General features: G+C 38.2%; 16 protein-coding genes and 1 riboswitch. Of the genes, 11 read left to right on the top strand and 5 right to left on the bottom strand.

Annotated elements, in window-relative coordinates:
• Positions 1-176 precede the first annotated feature (176 nt).
• The 3 genes from SB028_RS14645 to tehB all read left to right on the top strand — a co-directional run bounded on the left by SB028_RS14645 (position 177) and on the right by tehB (position 3,386).
• Positions 177-1,262, top strand: coding sequence for a linear amide C-N hydrolase (locus SB028_RS14645; protein WP_139151976.1), 1,086 nt, complete (start codon positions 177-179; stop codon positions 1,260-1,262).
• Between the two features lie 76 nt (positions 1,263-1,338).
• A complete protein-coding gene (locus SB028_RS14640) occupies positions 1,339-2,454 on the top strand; it encodes an NAD-binding protein (RefSeq protein ID WP_248619905.1) in 1,116 nt (371 codons plus the stop codon).
• A gap of 77 nt (positions 2,455-2,531) precedes the next feature.
• On the top strand, positions 2,532-3,386 hold the full coding sequence (gene tehB / locus SB028_RS14635; protein ID WP_069367658.1) for an SAM-dependent methyltransferase TehB: 855 nt from the start codon (positions 2,532-2,534) through the stop codon (positions 3,384-3,386).
• Between the two features lie 73 nt (positions 3,387-3,459).
• Here tehB and clcA read toward each other — a convergent pair whose 3' ends face one another.
• Entirely contained in the window at positions 3,460-4,875 is a 1,416-nt protein-coding gene (gene clcA, locus SB028_RS14630) for a H(+)/Cl(-) exchange transporter ClcA (RefSeq protein ID WP_069367659.1), read from the bottom strand.
• A gap of 195 nt (positions 4,876-5,070) precedes the next feature.
• On the opposite strand from clcA, the gene SB028_RS14625 reads away from it, so the two are divergent.
• Positions 5,071-6,471: an alanine/glycine:cation symporter family protein gene (locus SB028_RS14625; RefSeq protein WP_069367660.1), complete on the top strand. Its 1,401-nt coding sequence runs from the start codon at positions 5,071-5,073 to the stop codon at positions 6,469-6,471.
• A gap of 184 nt (positions 6,472-6,655) precedes the next feature.
• Here the strand turns inward: SB028_RS14625 and SB028_RS14620 are convergent, their stop codons facing one another.
• Entirely contained in the window at positions 6,656-8,137 is a 1,482-nt protein-coding gene (locus SB028_RS14620) for an aldehyde dehydrogenase family protein (RefSeq protein WP_069367661.1), read from the bottom strand.
• A gap of 491 nt (positions 8,138-8,628) precedes the next feature.
• Between SB028_RS14620 and hcp the strand changes: the two genes are divergently transcribed.
• From hcp to mgtE, 4 genes are all read left to right on the top strand, one after another.
• Complete coding sequence (gene hcp / locus SB028_RS14615; RefSeq protein WP_069367662.1) at positions 8,629-10,281, top strand: hydroxylamine reductase; 1,653 nt, start codon at positions 8,629-8,631, stop codon at positions 10,279-10,281.
• Positions 10,282-10,339: 58 nt separating this feature from the next.
• Positions 10,340-11,344 (top strand): NADH oxidoreductase, encoded by a 1,005-nt coding sequence (gene hcr, locus SB028_RS14610; RefSeq protein WP_069367663.1) that lies wholly within the window; start codon positions 10,340-10,342, stop codon positions 11,342-11,344.
• Positions 11,345-11,616: 272 nt separating this feature from the next.
• Positions 11,617-11,952 (top strand): DUF6694 family lipoprotein, encoded by a 336-nt coding sequence (locus SB028_RS14605; protein ID WP_069367664.1) that lies wholly within the window; start codon positions 11,617-11,619, stop codon positions 11,950-11,952.
• A 216-nt stretch (positions 11,953-12,168) separates the two neighbouring features.
• A riboswitch (M-box (ykoK) riboswitch) is annotated at positions 12,169-12,340 on the top strand.
• Positions 12,341-12,415: 75 nt separating this feature from the next.
• The gene (mgtE, locus tag SB028_RS14600) at positions 12,416-13,489 is read left to right on the top strand and encodes a magnesium transporter (protein WP_069367665.1); all 1,074 of its coding nucleotides are present in this window, start codon (positions 12,416-12,418) and stop codon (positions 13,487-13,489) included.
• 68 nt (positions 13,490-13,557) lie between these two features.
• Here the strand turns inward: mgtE and SB028_RS14595 are convergent, their stop codons facing one another.
• Positions 13,558-14,073 (bottom strand): SprT family zinc-dependent metalloprotease, encoded by a 516-nt coding sequence (locus SB028_RS14595; protein ID WP_139151977.1) that lies wholly within the window; start codon positions 14,071-14,073, stop codon positions 13,558-13,560.
• A 105-nt stretch (positions 14,074-14,178) separates the two neighbouring features.
• Here SB028_RS14595 and SB028_RS14590 point away from each other — a divergent pair, with 105 nt between their 5' ends.
• From SB028_RS14590 to SB028_RS14580, 3 genes are read left to right on the top strand one after another with little or no spacing between them, the layout of a single operon-like run.
• A complete protein-coding gene (locus SB028_RS14590) occupies positions 14,179-14,502 on the top strand; it encodes an ArsR/SmtB family transcription factor (protein WP_036912417.1) in 324 nt (107 codons plus the stop codon).
• Between the two features lie 3 nt (positions 14,503-14,505).
• Positions 14,506-14,940, top strand: a complete 435-nt coding sequence (locus SB028_RS14585; RefSeq protein WP_069367667.1) for a YeeE/YedE family protein — start codon at positions 14,506-14,508, stop codon at positions 14,938-14,940.
• 4 nt (positions 14,941-14,944) lie between these two features.
• Complete coding sequence (locus tag SB028_RS14580; protein ID WP_069367668.1) at positions 14,945-15,358, top strand: DUF6691 family protein; 414 nt, start codon at positions 14,945-14,947, stop codon at positions 15,356-15,358.
• An 81-nt stretch (positions 15,359-15,439) separates the two neighbouring features.
• Here SB028_RS14580 and bcsC read toward each other — a convergent pair whose 3' ends face one another.
• Positions 15,440-18,766, bottom strand: coding sequence for a cellulose synthase complex outer membrane protein BcsC (bcsC, locus tag SB028_RS14575; RefSeq protein ID WP_069367669.1), 3,327 nt, complete (start codon positions 18,764-18,766; stop codon positions 15,440-15,442).
• Between the two features lie 3 nt (positions 18,767-18,769).
• Positions 18,770-21,094, bottom strand: a complete 2,325-nt coding sequence (gene bcsB, locus SB028_RS14570; protein WP_069367670.1) for a cellulose biosynthesis cyclic di-GMP-binding regulatory protein BcsB — start codon at positions 21,092-21,094, stop codon at positions 18,770-18,772.
• Between the last annotated feature and the right edge of the window lie 46 nt (positions 21,095-21,140).

Genomic DNA, 21,140 nt, shown 5'->3' with positions numbered 1-21,140 from the left:
ATACTTTAATGTATCGGTTTTTTTATGCGCAATTATGATGAATGACTCTATACTTAAGTCATAATTTCTATTTTTTAATAGGGCTAATATTTATTTTGAGGTTTTATCGATTTTAAGTCAGCGCAAAGAACGGTCATAATAAAGAAACCATCCATTTATTTAACGAGAAAGAGTGAATAATGAAAAAATTACGTCATACTTTTTTAGGGACTCTATTTATATCTGGTCTTTTTACTGCTGGCATCACCGATGTTGATGCATGCACTCGAGTTGTTTATTTAGGTGACAATAACCAAATTATTACTGCTCGCTCAATGGACTGGAAATATGACATAGGAACAAGTTTATGGATATTTCCACAAGGGATGCAACGTTCAGGAGAAGCGGGTGATAACTCAATAAAATGGACATCTAAATATGGAAGTGTGATTGCATCTGGTTATGATATTTCTACAACAGATGGTATGAATGAAAAAGGTTTAGTGGCTAATTTATTGTGGTTGGCAGAATCTGATTATCCCGCATATACCAAAGAAAAACCCGCTATTTCAATTTCTGCATGGGCTCAGTATGTGTTAGATAATTTTGCTTCAGTTGAAGAAGCTGTGAATGCATTAGACAGTGAGCCTTTTATTGTATTAACGGATAAAGTTCCCGGACAAGATAGAATGGCAACACTACATCTTTCGCTTTCGGATGCAACGGGAGATAGCGCCATTATTGAATATATAAATGGCAAGCAAGTGATTCATCACAGCAAAGAGTATCAAGTGATGACGAATTCTCCTATTTTTTCAGAACAATTAGCATTGAATAGTTATTGGCAGCAAATCGGTGGAACAGTCATGTTACCTGGGACTAATCGTGCTTCAGATCGTTTTGCCAGAGCTTCTTTTTATGTGAATGCCATTCCTAAAACTCAATCGAGTAAAAAATCGCTCGCTAGCGTATTCGGTGTGATCAGAAATGTATCTGTACCTTATGGGTTGAGTACGGCTGAATCACCTGAAATTTCATCCACACGGTGGAGAACGGTGGCTGATCATAAAAACCAATTATATTTTTTCGAGTCAGCATTATCGCCGAATACTTTTTGGGTTAATTTAAAGGAAATTGATTTTTCAAAAGAGAGTGGGAAAGTAATGACATTACCATTGGGTGAAGAGCAGTCGATAATCTATTCGGCTAATGCGACAAGTCATTTTAAACCCGCAGAGCCTTTTAAATTTCAAGGATTAGATCATATTCCTTTAAATAACTGAGTATTCACATATATCTAATATGAAATTATCCGCTCTATTAAATGTAATAGAGACATCTAAAGTGACAAGAAAAACGATGTCTTTATTACTTATCTTAAATGGTATTTTTATCATTTACTCTATTTTACTGTCTCGCGGTATTTATCTGGATTGGAAAATCCATGGATTTTCAGCATGGCTTAAATCTTTAGGTGTATTAAAACTTCTCGATATACCAAAGGTCATGCTAGGTTGTGCATTAATTTTTCTTTCAATATTTATGTATCTTGGCGCCAGAATTGCGTGGTGTGTCTCTTTGATTTTATTAGTCACCCTTGTTTTTCTTGATGTGGCTGTTTATCGGCAAATGGACTTTCAATCCTATTTTTCTTTTATTTTAGTGATTGGATTGTTAATGAGTTGGCGTGCATTTCCACATCATAGTTTAACTAGCGCTAGTTTTGTGGCTTTTATATGTATTCTGTCTTTGCTGTTATTCTCAATGCTAGGAAGTCTTTATATTGGTGATGAATTTAAGCCACATATTACAACGTTGATGGATGCATTCTATTTTTCTATTGTCTGCATGACGACACTAGGATTTGGCGATATTGTGCCAATTAGTACGAATGCCCGTATTTTTACGCTCACTGTTGTTATTTTGGGAATCACCGTTTTTACTACTTCCATTGTGTATGTCATGGGATTTCTTGCACGCGGTACTCGCGATATTGTTAAGAAAAGGATCGCTAAAATGCATAATCATTTTATTATTATTGGTTCATCGGCATTAGCTTCTCAATTAGAAAAAGGGTTAAGAGAACAAGGAAAATCCGTTATTGCGATTTGTGCTGATAAAAGTAACGCCTCTTATGATACGCAAGCTAATATTATTGAAGGCGACCCAACGGATCTTAAAACATTGCTATCAGCCAATATTGCGAAAGCAAGTTGGATTGTGACTTTATCTGAAAGTGATGCAGAAAATACCTTTATTTTACTCACTATCCAAGAATGCTCTCATGTTAATGCGAAATTGATTACTATTATTAATCAAGATGAAAATAGAGATAAAATCAGTCGGTTACGCCCAGATATGCTGTTTTCTTTAGCATCATTAGGTAAAGAAATCATGATGAAAGTTTTGTGTGGTGAGTCTATTTCTTCCTCAGATGTGACTGATTTACTTTTAAACAAATATTTAAAATCATAATTTAGATAAAACCTTCTTTACGAATGATCATGATTGCCATAAGATGTATTTAAAATGCATCTTATTGAGGTTGAATTATGGAACTTGTAAGTTATAAAACCATGCCAGAGTGGACTCGTACATCCATTCCTTTAGCGTTATTAGAACGCCACAATACAAAGGAAGGCACTTATGCCCAAATGCGGATACTGCAAGGTAACATGACATTTGTTGTTTTTAATGATGATGGTTCACAAATTTCAGTTGAGTGTGATACTGAAAATCAACCGCCTTTAATTCAGCCTCAACAGTGGCATAAAATAGATAAAGCAAGTGATGATATACGTTGTCAGCTCTCTTTTTTATGTGCCCCGGAAGATAAACTGTTTAAAGAAAACGACTTATCATTACCGCATTCTGAAGTCCGTTATATGGCAACGTTTACCCAGCCTTGCAAGGTGTTAGATTTAGGTGCTGGCCGTGGTCGAAATAGTTTCTATTTAGCATCTCAAGGTTATGAGGTGACAGCGTTAGATATTAATGCTTCACATATTGATGCTATTGAAACAGTGAAAACCCAAACAGGATTGGCAGTAAAAAGTGGATTATATGATATTAATGAAGCTTCACTTACTGAGAAATACGATATTATTCTTTCAACCGTTGTATTGATGTTCTGCCAACGGGAGCGTATTGAAAGTATTATTAAAAATATGCAGGAATGTACCAATTCTAACGGTATTAATGTGATTGTTTGTCCTGTTGAAACGCCAAATAGTGATCCTACTGAAATTCCATTTAAAACCTTTTTGCGTCCAAACGAATTGGCGGATTATTATAAAGACTGGGAAATTATTAAATATAATGAGGATCTCGGGCATTTACATAAAACAGATGCAAATGGCAATCGTATCGCCTTAAATTTTGCTACGTTAATCGCACGAAAAAAATAGTTAAGCACTATTGTCTCTTTTCAAATACCCCAAATATTTGGGGTATTTTTATCTGTTTAAGTGAGTTTTATTATTATGGTGATTTATCACTTTTAATATCGAGAGATTGATCTTTTTGTTCTTTTTCCTCAGATTTTTGTAATATGCGTTCTAATAAAACGGTATAAATAGGGCGACCACCGAGTAGCTGTGCCAGCATTGTTGCACCTAAACAGGTAATGATCATCGGCAGGATAAGTTGATAATTATCGGTCATTTCTAAGACGAGAACGATCCCCGTTAGCGGTGCTCTTACCGTTGCTGCGAATAATGCACCCATTCCAGCAATAGCAAACGTACCAATTTGAATTTGGTAATCAGGGAAAAGTAAGGTTGCAGTTAATCCGAAAGCACTGCCAAATAAGGTGCCTAATGCCAGAGTGGGGGCGAATATGCCGCCAGGAGCACCAGAGGCAAAACTGATAATGGATGTGATAGTTCGTAAAATAAAGAAAAATAATAGTGCAATAAGAGAATATTGTCCCGTACTAAGCGCAGGAATAATATCAAATCCACCGCCAGTTATTTCAGGGATAATTAATGCTAATAAACCACAGAGACCACCGATGATGCCACCGGTTAAAACAAAACGAGATGTTTTATCCTGATAAAAATGCTGAAATTGGGTTTGGACATAGAAAAGTAATTTACTGAATATAACGCCAATAATACCAAATAACATACCCAATACTAAATATAACCAAAGCGTATTTAGTGGTGCAGATGAAAATTTACCAATATGAATAACACCGCCTTCACCATTAAATAGGCGAAAAACAATGCAAGACATAATAACGCCAATAAAGACAGCTTTAATTGAAATAAGACTGTATTTAAATTGAGGACGCATCTCCTCGATAATAAATAAAATACCCGCTAGAGGTGCATTAAAAGCAGCGGTTAATCCTGCTGCGGCTCCCGTCGCTAACAGAGTATGACGTGACTCTTTATCTTTAACGCGAGAAATATCATTTACGAGCTGACCAATATTGGCGCCCAATTGAACCGTGGGGCCTTCTCGTCCTAATACCATACCAGAACCTAAAGTTCCAATACTGGCAATAAATTTTATCGGTAATACTCGCCACCAACGAACTGGGCGAATATCTATCATGGCACCTTCAATTTCAGGTATTCCTGATCCCCCAGATTCGGGTGAAAACTTTTTGACTAGGTAATATCCCAGCATTGCTAAGATAGAGGAAAAAAGTAATGTACAGATCGCTAGAATATAAGGATTAGTAAAGGTTTTAATAAATTCTTCTTGTCGAAAATGAATCACCCAACTAACGCTTTTTTCAAATAAAACACCTATTAATCCAGCTAGAGAGCCGACCACCGCGGATAATAGTAGCGTTTTTAGTGGTGCGAGGTTGGTTTCTTGCGCTTTTCTGAACAAATTAAAACGTTGTTCATTTTGAATGTTTTGTGCTGATTTATAATTATGCATAACTTTGATTGAAGTATTGTAACGATGAGCTTAATGATAGCGTAATTTAATAATGAAGTGATATTTCTCACATAACTAAGTCAATTTTAGAATTAGTCGTTTTTTTTTCTAGCATATTTTCACTTTTTCATCTTTAGTGTAGTTGATAACAAAAAATACATATTTATATAACATTTGGACGAGAAAGGGTAACTTATGGATTTCATCACAAATATATTAAGTGCTATAAATGGCGTGGTATGGGGAGTTCCGATGCTTGTCGGTATTCTTGGTATCGGCCTTTTTATGCAGTTTAAACTTGGTTTTTTACCTATTAGGAAGTTAGGTACAGGGTTTAAGCTTTTATTTGAAAAAAATGATAAAAGAGGCGAAGGGCAAATATCGCCATTTAATGCGTTAATGACGGCACTTTCTGCCACTATCGGAACGGGTAATATTGCTGGTGTTGCAACAGCTGTTGTCTTAGGTGGTCCTGGTGCATTGTTTTGGATGTGGATGACTGCATTAGTGGGAATGGCAACTAAATATTCAGAGGCCGTGCTTGCTGTACGTTTCCGGGAAGTTGATAAGTATGGAAACTATGTCGGTGGACCAATGTATTACATCAAAAATGGCTTAGGTAAAAATTGGGTTTGGCTAGGTACTGTTTTTGCTGTCTTTGGGAGTTTTGCTGGGTTTGGTATTGGCAATACAGTGCAAGCAAACTCCGTGGCTGATGTACTGGAAAGTAATTTTGGTATTTCGACAACAATTACGGCTGCTGTACTCGTTATTTTAGTCGGTGCTGTGCTTATTGGCGGTATTAAGCGTATTGCCGATGTTGCTGGTAAATTAGTCCCTATTATGACCGTTGGCTATTTTGGTGCAGGTATTGTTGTTCTTGCACTGAATGTGACTGCAATTCCAGATGCCGTTGTCCTTATTGTTAAATCTGCATTTACACCTGTTGCTGCGCAAGGGGGTTTTGCTGGTGCTGCGGTTTGGGCTGCGATCCGCTTTGGTGTAGCGCGTGGTGTTTTTTCAAATGAAGCAGGATTGGGGAGTGCGCCTATTGCCCATGCGACGGCAAAAACACAGAACCCTGTTCGCCAAGGTTTGATTGCGATGTTGGGGACTTTTATTGATACCATCATTGTCTGCTCTGTGACAGGATTAACCATTGTTATCACAGGACAATGGCTAACAGGGCAAAGTGGCGCAACATTAACGGCGGCATCATTCTCTACCGCGATTCCAGGTGGTAACTATATTGTGGCAATTGCATTAGCTATTTTTGCATTTACCACTATTTTAGGCTGGAGTTTTTACGGTGAAAAATGTGTGCAATATCTTTTTGGATCTAAAGCGATTATGCCATTTCGGATTGCATGGCTAATTGCGTTACCGATTGGTGCAACGCAATCGTTAGAGTTTGTGTGGTTATTAGCGGATACACTCAATGCAATGATGGCTATCCCTAACTTAATCGCATTAGCGTTATTAAGCCCTGTTGTTTATCGCTTAACAAGAGATCATATAAAAGATGTTAACGCTGATAAGATTGAATTAGATAAAGAAGCTTACTCAGTAAGTAAAAAAGAAGCTGAAGCAGAGTAACTCGTTCTTACTTATTTGGCTAACAACACAACATCAAACCACATACTTTATGATAAGTATGTGGTTTTTTTATGGTAACAACTTGGGGTGTGAGTAATTATAGATAATAAAAAGCCTTCTGGGGAGAAGGCGAAGAGATGAGTATAGATATTATATTTATAAGAATTTAGAAAAGAGATAAGTGTTATTCTTTCATACTGATAAAGATGTTTTTCACTTGGCTATAAGCATCTAACATCATTTTATGTGTTTCACGTCCTAAACCTGATTTTTTGTAGCCCCCAAATGGTGCATGAGCAGGGAGTTCGTGATAAGTGTTAACCCACATACGACCAGTCCTTACTGCTTTTGCAACACGTAAGGCGCGGTTAATATCTTGAGTCCAAACACCGCCACCAAGACCATATTCAGAGTCATTCGCCATTTCGATCACGTCATCTTCATTATCAAATGGAATGACACACAATACAGGGCCAAAAATTTCTTCTCGGGCTACACGCATTTGGTTTGTTGCGTTGATGATGATCGTTGGACGAACAAAGAATCCATCATCATAACCTTCACCTGTAATACGCTCACCACCGGTTAAAATAGTTGCACCTTCTTTTTTCGCGAGTTCAACATAGCCTAAGATAGTATCCATTTGATCTTGACTAACTTGCGTTCCCATTTGTGTATTTGGATCAAGTGGGTCACCGACACGAATACTTTCAAATTCAGTTTTTAATGCCTTCAAAAATTCATCATGAATATCTTTATGTAGGAACAACCGTGAACCTGATTCACAAGCTTGTCCTTGGTTCATCAATATTGCTAATGCAGAATATTTGACCGCTTTTTTCATGTTTGCATCAGGGAACACGATATTGGCCGATTTACCCCCTAGTTCCAATGTCGCTGGAACCATTTTTTTTGCTGCGGCTTCTGCTACGGTATAACCCACATTGGTTGAACCTGTAAATGCAAGTTTATCAATATCTTCGTGCTCTAAAATAGCTTGTCCTACAACAGATCCGCGTCCCGTAACAATATTAATCACGCCCGCTGGTAATATTTCATTTAAAATACGACCTAGCTCTAATAATGAAAGGGAAGTCAGCGTTGCTGGGTTAATAACGACGGTGTCACCTGCCGCGATCGCTGGTGCTAATTTCCATGCTGCCATTAATAATGGGAAGTTCCATGGAATAATTTGACCCACAACACCAATAGGTTCGCGAATCACAAGGCTAATGGTATTTTCATCTAGGACGGCACTTTCATCGGTATGAGAGCGTATCACGCCTGCAAAATATCGAAAATGGTCAATAGAGGCAGGTAAATCTATGTTTTTTGACTCATTGAGTGGTTTACCGTTATCGAGCGATTCAATCCAAGCAAAGCGTTCTTGTTCTTGCTCTAAGCGATCCGCGATTTTTAATAAGAGAGCTTGGCGTTCAGCAGGTGACGTTTTACTCCATGTTTTGAATGCATTACGTGCGGCACTCACTGCAAGTTCAACATCTTCAGCACTACCCGATTGATATTCGCTTAATAATTCACCCGTAGCTGGACTATAGGTTTTGGTTGTTTTGTGTGATGTGCTAGATACCCATTCTCCTCCAATTAGCATTTTGTAGCTTTCTAGAGGGCGAAATTCTGATGGAACATTATTTAGTTTAATCATTTTTAATCTCCAATGTAGGGATGAGCATCATTCAAATATGTAGTTTCATTTCGTAATACTCGTGTTAATAACATATATCAATTGAAATAATTTGATTAGCTATTAATGCAATAGGTGATATTAACTATAAAAAATAGTAATGAATATTACTGACCTAACAAGAATGAATAAACTTAATCGTTTCATCTCTCAGTCTTTATATGATTAAACAAAAAATAACCATCAATAATTCTTAAATATTATTTCTTATTTAGTCATTATCGATGTAATGCAATAACGCGCTCTTTCTTAGACATTTTTTTGAGGTTTAAGCCAAATCAAAGGAGAAAAAAGAGATATTAAAAGATTTGCTAGAAATTGCGTTAGATCAAGCAACGTTTAAATTGTTCAATATTGCACTTTCTCTCTTATCAAAATGGCGTATTCTTATGTTGCATCTGTAATGCAACTTATAAAAATAAAGCATTATCTCTTATTAGAAGGAATACGATATGTATTGTGTGCAATGTGAACAAACAATGAAAACGCCTGTAGGTAATGGCTGTGCCTATGCGCAAGGTATGTGTGGTAAGACAGCAGAAACTTCTGATCTTCAGGATTTACTCGTTGCTGTATTAGAAGGGCTTTCAGCGTGGGCTCTAGCAGCGCGTAGCGTTGGCATAATTGACCATGATATAGATAGTTTTGCGCCTCGTGCTTTTTTCTCTACGTTAACTAACGTCAACTTTGATTCTGATCGCATTGTCGGTTATGCGAAAGAAGCTATCTATTTCCGTGAAAGTTTGAAATCTCGTACTTTAGCGAAAAATGCAGCCATTCAAGTCACTAATCCAAGGGCTGAAATCCAATTAGCGGGTAACGATTTAGGTAGCTTACAAAAGCAAGCTCAGCTTTTTGCTTTAAATGCGGATAAAGCACAAATCGGTGATGATCTTCATGGATTACGTATGCTGTGTTTGTATGGCTTAAAAGGGGCTGCGGCTTATATGGAGCACGCGCATGTTTTAGGTCAGTATGACAATGAAATTTATGCAGAATATCACCATTATATGGCGTGGTTAGGTACTGATCCTTCTGATATGAATGAGTTGTTAGAAAATGCGATGGGCATTGGTCAAATGAACTTCCGCATTATGGCGATCCTTGATAAAGGCGAAACTCAAGCTTACGGCAACCCGACACCAGTTACGGTTAACGTGCGCCCTGTTGCTGGTAAAGCGATTTTAATATCAGGTCATGACCTGAAAGACCTCCAAATGTTACTTGAGCAAACAGAAGGAAAAGGGATCAATATTTATACTCATGGTGAAATGTTGCCTGCTCATGGTTACCCCGAACTTAAAAAATACAAACATTTAGTCGGTAACTACGGAAGCGGTTGGCAGAATCAGCAAATTGAGTTTGCAAAATTCCCTGGCCCTGTATTAATGACTTCAAACTGTATTATTGATCCGAATGTAGGTCATTACGGTGATCGTATTTGGACGCGTAGTATTGTTGGTTGGCCAGGCGTAAAACATATTACGGGTGATGACTTTTCTGAAATGATTGCACAAGCACAATCATTAGAAGGTTTTCCATACAATGAAATTGAGCATTTAATTACAGTTGGCTTTGGTCGTGAAACACTCTTAAATGCCGCTGATACTGTGATTGATTTAGTCTCACAGAAAAAATTACGCCATGTTTTCTTAGTGGGGGGATGTGATGGTAGCCGTGGTGAACGTAGTTACTACACCGATCTTGCAAGAGAAATTCCACAGGACTGCTTAATTATGACCTTGGCGTGTGGTAAATACCGTTTCAACAAACTGGATTTCGGTACTTTAGAAGGCTTACCACGCTTACTTGATGTGGGTCAGTGTAACGATGCGTATTCAGCGATTATGCTAGCGGTTAACCTGGCTGAGAAATTAGGTTGTGGCGTGAATGACTTACCACTGTCTCTAATTCTTTCTTGGTTCGAGCAAAAAGCGATTGTTATCTTATTGACTCTGCTTTCATTGGGTGTGAAAAACATTTATACCGGCCCAACAGCACCGGCGTTCTTAACTGACAATCTGCTGGCAATACTAAATGAGAAATTTGGTATGCGCTCTATTACTACACCAGAACAAGATCTTAAAGATATTCTTTCTGCTTAATGTGTTAAATTCATTATCATTACCGAAGCCTATGGGCTTCGGTGAGGGTTCAATATCCATGACGATGCCTACTTCTCTTTGTCCTAATCGTATGCAAGTTCACTCTATTGTTCAGGAAACACCTGAAGTGTGGACGCTAAATTTAATTAATCATGATTTTTATTCGTATAAACCAGGTCAATTTGCTCTGGTGAGTATCAATAATAGTGATGAGATAATGCGTGCTTATACCATTTCATCTTCTCCGGGATTAAGTCCATTTATCACTTTAACCGTTCGCCGTTTAGAAAATGGCGTGGGTTCAAGTTGGTTAACATCACAAGTAAAACCGGGTGATTATCTTTGGTTATCTGATGCTCAGGGGGAATTTACTTGTGCGGGTAAAGAAGATGCGCGCTATTTGATGTTGGCAGCAGGCTGTGGTGTGACACCCGTTATGTCGATGACGCGTTGGTTGTTAAATAATCAACCTAAAGCGGATATCACCGTTATTTTTAATATTCGTGAGCAAAGCCAGTTTATTTTTGAGAAAGAGTGGATCGAATTGGCAAATGCCTATCCATATAATCTTAATTTTATCATGATGCCTAAATTGCCTGATAATAAAGGGTTATTTAGTGGACGCATTTCCCAAGAAAAATTAGCGGCATTAGTTCCTGATATTGCGGGGCGTACGGTTATGTGTTGTGGCCCAAATAGCTATATGGAAGATACAGGACGTTTTGCAAGAAATCTTGGTGTACCTGCTGAGAATATTTTTATGGAACGTTTTGGTGATGAGCCTGTTTGTGTCGATGAAAATGAACAATTAACGATGACTATTCGCCATCCATTATCACAAATTAAAGTGCCTGTTGGCGTCACTTTATTATCCGCGATGGAAGAAAATAAAGTTCCTGTTTTTGCAGCTTGTCGAGCAGGGGTTTGTGGTAGTTGTAAAACACGTATTGCGAGTGGTGATTATGATGTTAGCAGTACCAGTACATTAACGGCTGAAGAGATAGCGCAAGGTTATGTCTTAGCATGTAGCTGTCGTTTAAAAGGAGATGTTGAACTCGCTTAATCTCTTTCTATTAAGTCGCATTTCCTTCTATCTATTTTCCTGCTTTTTTACCCTGTTACTTTATTAACAGGGTTTTTTATGTCTATTCTTCCCATTAAAAGATCGAATAATCTGGAAAATGCTTCCCTTTATTTTAAATTAAAGGTGGCTTTTATTTATAATAATAAAAATATTGGAAATGATGATTAATTAAAAATATATTTTAGTTAGTGGGGAGTTTCCTTATAAACATTCTGCTATTATTTAAACTATTGACTGGGTAAGGGGGATATATGAAAAAATTGTTAGTTATTTGTTTATTTAGTGTCATGTTATCTGGCTGTGAAAAACCTCAACAAACCCTTGATGGCTCGAATGTCGAGTCGCTACGTATCTCAATTGTTGAAATGCGCAATTCACTCCCCCTTGATGAACAATCGCGCTTTGATGAAGCAATAGAATTAGCTATTCTTAATGATATTAATTTTAATGATTTAGTGATCGCAGGTCGTTATAAAAATTCGGATATTATCACGCGCAAAATGTGCCAATCATTAGATGGTAAAACGGCAAAAGAGATATTTTTGCAAGCAGAAGAAATAAAAGTACAAAAATTAGCATTAAAATAATCAATTAATATACAGATTATCTTTTACTCTATAATTTTAGCTTTCATAGGAAAACTTCATTTCTTTTTTTGTATATTGTTTTTGAATGCATTTGTATTCTTTAATTGCATGGTAAATGCTTCGAGTTATTTTTCAATAGAACTTAAACAAAATCGCTATCGTGCTTTCCATTATATTGTGAGTGGTTATAATGCGCGCCGCATTCGCAAGAAAAGTGCAGTATCTCGTTAGGCGAGGCTCCTATACAAACATAGGTTACTGATCTGACGACGTCGAGAGACGCCCAAGATTAGGACAGGATATATCGACCGAAGGTATATCCCCATGTAACTTCCAGTATTCATCGGATACGTTGTATAGTGCTAAAACCGAGACGTGTAGATAGCTTTTGCATTCTCGCTTCTGGTTTCGCCCCTATGGAGAACTGATTTGCTAAACACAAACAGTAATAGGGAACCACAAAATGAAATTCAATACTCAAAACAAAATGGATGCTGTATTAGTTGCAGATACATCCTTAAACACACCTCAAAATAACTCAACTCAAGACCAATATAATCGTTTAAAAGATGATGCAACCGTGAGTGCTTATATGAGCCAGTCTTATATTGCGGTTTCTGTCGCTGATTCTGTTGAAAATGTGAAAGCTCAATTGGTTAATGATTTAAAAGATGAATTAATTCCAACTTATTTATATGTGGTAGATAAAGATAATTATCTCAATGGGATTTTACCTGTTAAATCATTATTAACAGCCGCGAATGATCTGTTTGTCTCTGATGTGATGCGTCAAACTTTTTTCTCTGTGTCACCAGAACAAAATCGACACGATGTCTACCAATTGATTAGTCATAGTGGTTTAGACAGTGTACCTGTGATGCATTTTGGAAAATTAGTGGGTGTGTTACGTCCTCAAGATATTGCTGAATTAATTGAAGATGAAAATACACTTGATGCACAAATGCAGGGTGCGACTTCGCCTTTAGAGCAACCTTATTTAGAAACGAGTCCAGTCACATTATGGCGTAAACGTGTTGTGTGGTTGTTGATGCTGTTTGTGGCAGAAGCGTATACCAGTACCGTATTACATGCTTTTGAAGATAGACTAGAAGCCGCAATTTCATTAGCCTTCTTTATTCCATTGCTGATTGGTACTGGCGGAAATAGTGGTACTCAGATCACTTCAACATTAGTCCGTGCTATGGCATTAGGGGAAGTGAGCTTACGTAATGTTTGGTCTGTATTAAGAAAAGAGATAACCACATCCATAATGGTTGCACTGACTATGGGGATTGCTGGTTTTGTGCGTGCTTGGTTCTTAGGCGTGGGTATGGAAGTGATGATTGTTGTTGGCTTAACGCTTATTTCAATCACGGTTTGGAGTGCGATTGTTTCGTCTGTTATTCCAATGGTCTTAAAGCGTTTAGGTATTGATCCTGCTGTTGTTTCAGCACCGTTTATCGCGACGTTAATTGATGGTACAGGTCTGATTATTTACTTTGAAATCGCATCTCATGTGATGAGCGAGTTTGCTTAAGACTATTCCACCTATTTTTTCAAAGTAAAGCCGATGTTATTTATCTAATACATCGGCTTTATTTTTATCTATGTTAATTCATGTTCTATAAACTGCAAAATTGACTGACAATGACGACAACGATATTGTGTTTCACCACGTAATACCTTGTTATGACGACGAATAGTCAGCTGGTGTTTCTCTTCACAATGGCAAGCGTAAGGAAAGGTTTTAGCCTTAACTGTGCTGACATCAAAATGATGGGTTCGTTTCGCGGAAACTTGTAATACGGTTTCCATCATCCATTTCCACTCTTTCCCATGAGGTGCTACACGACCAAAATGGCGATTCACTAATAAATGTGCTAATTCATGAGGAATAACTTCTTCAATAAAATTCTGTTTATTTTCAATCAATAATGTAGGATTAATACGGATTTCCCAATTTGCATAATAGGCACTGCCTGCAATAGTTCCTCTCTGATTATAATGTAGGGTAGGTTCTGGGTAATTTGTATTAAGATAAAGATTAGCCTGCTGCAATTTTTCACGCAGTGTTCGCATAACGCTTTGCACTAAGGCGATGGGGATTCTTACCGTTTTCATGTTATAGAGCATATAGCGCCTTATACAAACACGCAATAAAAAGAAAACTTGCACAATATATAAATTAACATATTATTAAAAAGTATATTGATTATGGAGTTTACCATGACACAACGAGTTCAACCTGATTTATTAGATGCAATGAAATTGGCGGCTAATGAAGCGTCCAGCATGCTTAAGACGCTAGGAAACGGCGATCGCCTCTTATTATTGTGTCAATTAAGTCAGGGCGAAAAAAGTGTGAGTGAATTAGAAGAGAGTTTAGGGATCCGTCAACCGACACTTTCTCAACAACTAACCGTTTTGCGTAATGAAGGGTTAGTGAATACTCGTCGTGATGGAAAACGTATCTTTTATTCTATTGCTGATGAAAAAGTGCTTGTACTACTCAATACGCTTTATCAGCTTTATTGCCCGATAGCAGGTTAATTTATGAATATAGATTGGGTTCACTTTACGCCTTTAAGTGCGGCAATTGGTGGGCTGATGATAGGTGCTGCCGCCGCCATTTTACTGTTATTTAATGGCCGCATTGCAGGAATAAGTGGCATTCTAGGCGGTGTTTTATCAACAAAGCAGCAAGGGAATGGTTGGCGTTGGGCATTTTTACTTGGCATGTTAATCGCACCTACACTGTTTTATTTTTTTGATAAACCTTTATCACCCGTGATTGAAACATCACCTTGGATGTTAATTATTGCCGGTGTCTTGGTGGGAGTCGGGACACGTTTAGGTAATGGTTGCACTAGTGGTCATGGTATTTGTGGATTAGCGCGCTTATCGCGTCGCTCAATGGTGGCCGTTTTGGTCTTTATGGTAACTGCTTTTATTACCGTTTATATTCAGCGTCATGTGATAGGAGGCTAAGAAAATGACTAAGTTTGTTGCTTTTCTTTGTGGCCTTTTATTCAGTGCAGGATTGATTGTTGGTGGAATGAGCAATCCGCAAAAAATTCTCGGTTTTTTGGATATTACTGGGAACTGGGATCCGTCTTTATTGATAATCATGGGAGCAGGGCTGGTTGTCAGTGTGATAGGTTACCAATTAACACGTCGTAGGCAACAAAGTGTACTAGCATGTCCTTTAAATATCCCGACCAATAAAGTGATTGATAAACCCTTAGTACTAGGCAGTGTATTATTTGGTCTTGGCTGGGGGTTAGCTGGAATTTGCCCTGGACCCGGTTTGGTATTGGCAGGTGCTGGTTTTTATCAAGGTATTTTATTTGTTCTTGCCATGATTGTCGGTTGGTTGCTTGTTGGCTTTTTTCGTAAAGCACAATAATGGCGACTTGCTATCACCATTTTAGCGAAAACGTTAAACGGGAAGCCAGAGCTTCCCGTTTGTGTATTTATACATTGAACGTTATTTAAAGTCAGCATAAGGAATAAGAGGGTTTGGGGGTAAATCTAAATCACCATTCCAACCATCAAATGAATAACGTAAGTATATTAATGCATGGCTTGGAGTATAGTTTTTGGCTTGTTGAATATCGATAGCCCCACCGATAAACCAATGCGGCGTAATACGATGCTCAACTAATGCTCTTGCGGTATAACCAAAACCATGGCTAGAGTCACCTTCATCAACAGCATCCCGCTCTTGATAATAAAGCCTCATCATCTCTTCTCGATCTTCAGGGGTAAGTCCATTCATATAGTGATTAAATTTATCGATAGAGACGAGATTTTGTAAGGGATAGCGCTTTCTGTCATCCGTTTGAGAGTAAGACCAAGAAACGGAACCTGATAATTCCCAAGACCAATTTTCAGTGCGTTGACGATAATTAATGGGGATCCCTAAAGAGATATATTTTTGAGGGCTATAATAACCACCTTGTCCTAAAGTATACCCGCTTAAGTCCTTATCATAATGCCAAAGCATCGTACTTACCCCAACAGAAACTCGGCGGTTGTTCTCATTAATAAGCTTATAATAATAGCCGCCCATACCTCGAACACTGTGATTATCTTCAACGTTTTTACCTGTCAATTTATCAACAGAAACCTCGCCCCAATAACCGTCTTTTCCGCCTAAGTCATAGCTCCCACTTAAACGAATGCCCGTTCTTCTAACTCCGCCCCATATTTGATTTGTCCAAAGATCACGTTGACCAGCAAAAGCAAGCAACGAGCTATTAACAGGGCGACGATGCACATCCAGTGTCCAGCCTACATTAAAGAGATCATGACTATAGGCGACTCTACCGACCCAATCTGTTACGTTGAAACCCAGAGGGGTTGTACCAAGATCCCATTGCCATTGACTGTTTTCCCAGCCAATGGCAGGGCTAATGCCAAAGGATTTTTGTTCTAGTGGAAAACAACCTGTCCGATAGCAGGTCCCAAATTTGGCATCATAAGGTGAGGTACCTAGTTTGCCACTATGAAGATTAACTAAGTCTGCACGCCAGAAGAAGCGACCATCATAAATAGGATGGTCGAGTTGTAACATTGTGGTGTGCGCGCGCAGCTTTGAATAGCCTTCGCTACCATTAGATCCCCAATAATCGTGCTCAAGAGTAAAACGCCACGCTTGTTGACGATAAAGAGAGTGGGCATCGGCTCGTAGGCTTCGAGAGAGCCAATTATCTTTTTCGTCATTACGCATTAATGTGGTGTATTCAATATTGTCTTTTGGCAATCTATCGGTTATTTCATCCTTGAGCATAGCTTGTTGATAATAATAGTGAGCTTGCTGACTATGCTGTTCATCACGCTGAAAGCGTGCAATATCGCGTAATACTAATGGCTCAGCATTGTCTGGCTCTATTTCGATTTGTTGTGCTAAATAAGCAAAATAGTGTTGTGCGTTTTCTGTGTTACCTACGGCTTTTTCTGCATTGGCGACGCGTCTAATCGCATTGCTATTAAACTGGCTAGGTGAAAGTGTTTCTATTTTTGCAAGATAGTGTTTTGCTTGTGTTTCTTGTCCTTGTGCTAAAGCAATATCTGTTGCACCTAATAATGCCGTTTCATTGTTAGAGTCTAAACTTAGCGCGGTATGATAATAACTGAGGGCTTGTTCAAGGTTATTTCGTTCTTGTGCCCAGTTTGCTAATAGTAAATAAGTCTGAATTTTTTGTTCTGGCGGCATATGCGCAAAAAGATAATCGACTGCACGTTGTTCTTGCCCTTTTGCGCGTAGAGACTCTGCATGGGTTACTATTTCACCAAAACGTAATTGGCTATCTAATGCTTTCATGCTCTCACTGCGTTGAGATAAGGGGATTGTTTTTAGCGTATCAAGTGCTTGAGATCCTCGTCCTGTTTTATTGAGATAGAGTGCGTAGGCATAAAGACGAGATGCATCATTAGGGAGACGGTGATTAAGCTGATTAAAATACGCTTCAGCCACAGCGTCTTGCTGTGTGATTAATAAATCATCAGTAAGGCGGTAAATATTCCAAACATCATTAGGAAAATCTTTAGCAATAGCCTTACGTTTTTCAATCGCACTCAGGTATTGCTCTTTATGTTCATCATCCTCGGCTAAATCTTGTCTTATACCCGAGATAATATAGCCATAATCTTCGGCTAAATTGTTATATTGGCTTGGTGTTAAACCATGAATAAATTGTTGTGCTTTATCATGTGACTGCTGGCGATAAAGTTTTGCCAGGCGATGTAAAGTTGCAGAGTGATTGGGGTGATATTTTAAAGCTTGCAAATAATAACTTTCAGCAAGCGCTAATTGATGCCGTGCAACTGCAATGTTACCTAAACCAAGATAAGGCTCACTTTTATAAGGGCTTAACTTATTGAGTTGGTTAAAATAACGTTCAGCTAATTCATAATCTTTTTTTAATAGTGCATCATCGCCTTTTGAAAGGAGGTGCCAATATTGATTAGCCTGCAACATCGCTCGCCATTGACCACTATTATCATGATTGGGTGATAATTTTAGCGCTTGTGACAGATAAAAAATAGCCGCACCACGTTGGTTGGATCTAGAATAACGTACACCTAAAGTACCTACAACATCAGCATTATCAGGTTGTTGTCGTGCTTTTTGTTTTAAAGTCGTAATGGATAATGAGGAGATATCTGTTTTTGATTTTACAGAGGAAGCAGTATTTATAATGTTTGGTGTCACTGCTGATTTTAGTGTGGATTGTTGCTGGAAGAGGTTTGCTATTGTCGCATTCTGAGGATATTGGCGATAAATGTGATTAAGTCTATCTATCTTATCATCGTGAGAAGACTGCATAAGCACTTGGATATATTCTATCGCTAAAGCCTCATCTGGCGGTATTCCACGATAAACTTCATCGTATAAATTTAACGCATCATCATAGCGTCCAGCGGTACGGTAAAGCTGAGCTCGCTGTAATTTTTGCCGATTAATATCGGTTGTCAGTGATAAGGTTTTTATTGCACGCTGATATTGCTCTGATTGTGGAAATTGAGTACCTAGTTGGGTAAACCACTGTTGTGCTTTTGCATTGTCTTTCTGTTTTACGGCAAACTGAATTTGCATTAATAAGATATTAGGATCATTGGGTTTAATTAATGCTAAACGATGCAACGATTGAGCCACTAAAGTTTCATTTTCTGTGGATACTCCTAATCTTACTTGTTCTTGTAAAAAGGCTTCCGTCGTCTCTTCATTAGCTTGCGTGACAGGCATAATGCCTGTCAGCAAAAAGAAAGCAAGAATAGAGTAGCGATGTGTGTGATCAAATTGCCACATAGCTTAGTCCTTAGTCGACAAACGACGTTGACTTCTTATTTTCATTGCTCGCCAAATAAGAAGAGAAACTAGAATAATGCCGACAATTGCCGCTAAACCAAGCCATATAGGGTGGGAAGCAAACACATACCAAACTTCTTCCCACCAAGGTAAATAACCGACGAAATACGTCTCGCCCACACGCAAACTATTTACGCCAGAGTCTCTGATTAATACCACTGAACCATGCATAGCATCACGCTTACCACTGTCACTTATTGCCTCATTTAACAGTTTATAACCTTGTGTACTATCGGCTAATAATGCAACAACACTACGCTGTGAAAAGAAAGGAGATTGGAAACCAATAATCGCTCCCATAGATCCTTTTGAAGTCAGAGAAATTCGACTGTCAGGACGTTTATCAGCGGGTTGATAATTAGTGTGGCTAAAGATACTGGTTTCACGAGAAGGCAGAGTGATTTCACTACGTGCTTTATCGATCAGTATATTCATCTGTTTATCATTATTTATTGCGGGTGGAATGGTGCCAATAAGTAGCAGATCAGCATCCCTTTTTTGCACTTCATCCAATGAACTCGTTAATGAAACATTTAGAGCAGGGTAACCTGTTTGAGCGCCGATATTCCCCATTGAAATTAATAGGGTAGATAATTGTGTTGGAGAAGGTTGCTGATTAACAAAAACCAAGGTTTCTGACAGATCCGCATAACGGCTAAATGGAAAACCCGCATGGCTGTAAACGCGTAAGTCAGGTAATGCAATATAGTGTCGATAATCACCTGTAAAATTAAAACTAGATAAATCATCAATGGCGACAGTATTTGGTACGGGTTGATAAGTAATACACTGATCGACTGATCCGCCTGGAATGGGGTTGGTGTAATCAAAGGCAAATGTAATTTGGTTACGCTCACCCAATTTTACAGCGGGAATATTCAATAAATTCTTATGCTCAATCCACCCTTGAATAAGCGGTAAATAAGCGATGACGAGATTATCTTTTTTCTCTTTCTCAAGAGGATAAGCTTTAATGAAATGGTCGTTTACTGAGATAGACATACGAGAGTTATCTTGAAATGCAGGTGTGGTGTAGCGATAACGTAATTGCATTTGTAATCCCGTATTATTAAACATAAATAGATCTGGCGGTAAGGTCATATTTAATGTAATAGGGCTCGGGTTTAACCCACGAGATTGCAACTGGCCTTCATAGTCTTGTAGCGTATTAAAGTAGATAGGTTTATTTAACTGCACCCATTTTGGCGCATCATAAGGTTCACGCGGGATCAATTTTTCCACTTCATTAATTGTAACAATATTCCCTCTGAAGATAACTTGCCCACGAGCTATTCCGTTTACGGCTGTGATCAAATCGTTATCATCACGTCCCATAATAAGAAGTAACTTAATATAAGGATTGGTTGGATGTGTCAGCATTTCGATGGTTGGCTCTTTTACATCAGGATGCTGTTTTAAAAATGTGGGTTTTTGTTTATTAGTTGCAAAAACAATGCTGTGTTGATTGGGTAAAGTATCATAATAAACAGGATAATTTTGTTTACGCCAATCAACTTGAGTGCCAAACCAAGAAGAGAGAATTGCTGCCGCTTTTTGTTGAACCAAATTAGGCGACTGGCTGAAGATAATCGGTAGTGTTAATTCTCCAAAATCACGGCTATCAAAAAATGGCTCTGGGAAATACGCTAATTCATTACCTAAACGGAGTGATTGAAAGGTTAGATTTAATTGACTGCTTTTACTTATATCAAGCCAGAGTGTTGTATTCGCTTGATTTTCGCAAATTTCACGATAATGACCAATAAAAGAGAGTTTTATATGGTTAAAATCTTGAATAAATAAAGGATCAATAGGTATCGTAATTTGATTTTTCTTACCTAAATCTTCCTGTTTTAAGGTAACTACTCCCATTAATTCATTATTTAAATAAACATTAAAATGAGATTCCACAGGAAGTAGTGATGGAGACGGTGTAAATTCTAAATCGAGAGTGGCTTTTGAAACATATTCATCACTACGTACACCAAATTCTAAATAACCATCAGGGGTAATACCTGTCAAATGGATCGCGCCATAGCTAGGTGCTGTCTCAGCAAATGTTAATATTTTCTGGTGAGAGGAAGGCGTAACATCCGTAGAAGGTAAGGGGGTATCACCAGTCAGCTCTGCTTGAGAAATAGCTTCAGGTGCCGCTTCTGTTATTGTAACAGGAGGCTCTGAAATATTGGTTTTCGCTTCTTGAGTTTCATCGCCATGAACTGAAGAAGTGAGCATAAATAAGGCAAATATGAGAAAACGTTTTTTCATTATTGTTACCCATCTTATTGTTTATTAGTAAATTCCCAGAAAAACG

The organism is Proteus vulgaris, from assembly GCF_033708015.1.
Classification (GTDB): domain Bacteria; phylum Pseudomonadota; class Gammaproteobacteria; order Enterobacterales; family Enterobacteriaceae; genus Proteus.
This window is presented reverse-complemented; position numbering and strand designations above follow the sequence as displayed.

Bases quoted from the DNA above. Each gene is read 5' to 3' on its own strand.
- SB028_RS14585 (WP_069367667.1), top strand. From the start codon at position 14,506: ATGAATATAGATTGGGTTCACTTTACGCCTTTAAGTGCGGCAATTGGT.
- SB028_RS14590 (WP_036912417.1), top strand. From the start codon at position 14,179: ATGACACAACGAGTTCAACCTGATTTATTAGATGCAATGAAATTGGCG.
- SB028_RS14625 (WP_069367660.1), top strand. From the start codon at position 5,071: ATGGATTTCATCACAAATATATTAAGTGCTATAAATGGCGTGGTATGG.
- SB028_RS14595 (WP_139151977.1), bottom strand. From the start codon at position 14,073: ATGAAAACGGTAAGAATCCCCATCGCCTTAGTGCAAAGCGTTATGCGA.
- SB028_RS14580 (WP_069367668.1), top strand. From the start codon at position 14,945: ATGACTAAGTTTGTTGCTTTTCTTTGTGGCCTTTTATTCAGTGCAGGA.
- bcsB (WP_069367670.1), bottom strand. From the start codon at position 21,094: ATGAAAAAACGTTTTCTCATATTTGCCTTATTTATGCTCACTTCTTCA.
- clcA (WP_069367659.1), bottom strand. From the start codon at position 4,875: ATGCATAATTATAAATCAGCACAAAACATTCAAAATGAACAACGTTTT.
- mgtE (WP_069367665.1), top strand. From the start codon at position 12,416: ATGAAATTCAATACTCAAAACAAAATGGATGCTGTATTAGTTGCAGAT.
- hcr (WP_069367663.1), top strand. From the start codon at position 10,340: ATGACGATGCCTACTTCTCTTTGTCCTAATCGTATGCAAGTTCACTCT.
- hcp (WP_069367662.1), top strand. From the start codon at position 8,629: ATGTATTGTGTGCAATGTGAACAAACAATGAAAACGCCTGTAGGTAAT.
- SB028_RS14605 (WP_069367664.1), top strand. From the start codon at position 11,617: ATGAAAAAATTGTTAGTTATTTGTTTATTTAGTGTCATGTTATCTGGC.
- SB028_RS14620 (WP_069367661.1), bottom strand. From the start codon at position 8,137: ATGATTAAACTAAATAATGTTCCATCAGAATTTCGCCCTCTAGAAAGC.
- tehB (WP_069367658.1), top strand. From the start codon at position 2,532: ATGGAACTTGTAAGTTATAAAACCATGCCAGAGTGGACTCGTACATCC.
- SB028_RS14640 (WP_248619905.1), top strand. From the start codon at position 1,339: ATGTCTTTATTACTTATCTTAAATGGTATTTTTATCATTTACTCTATT.
- bcsC (WP_069367669.1), bottom strand. From the start codon at position 18,766: ATGTGGCAATTTGATCACACACATCGCTACTCTATTCTTGCTTTCTTT.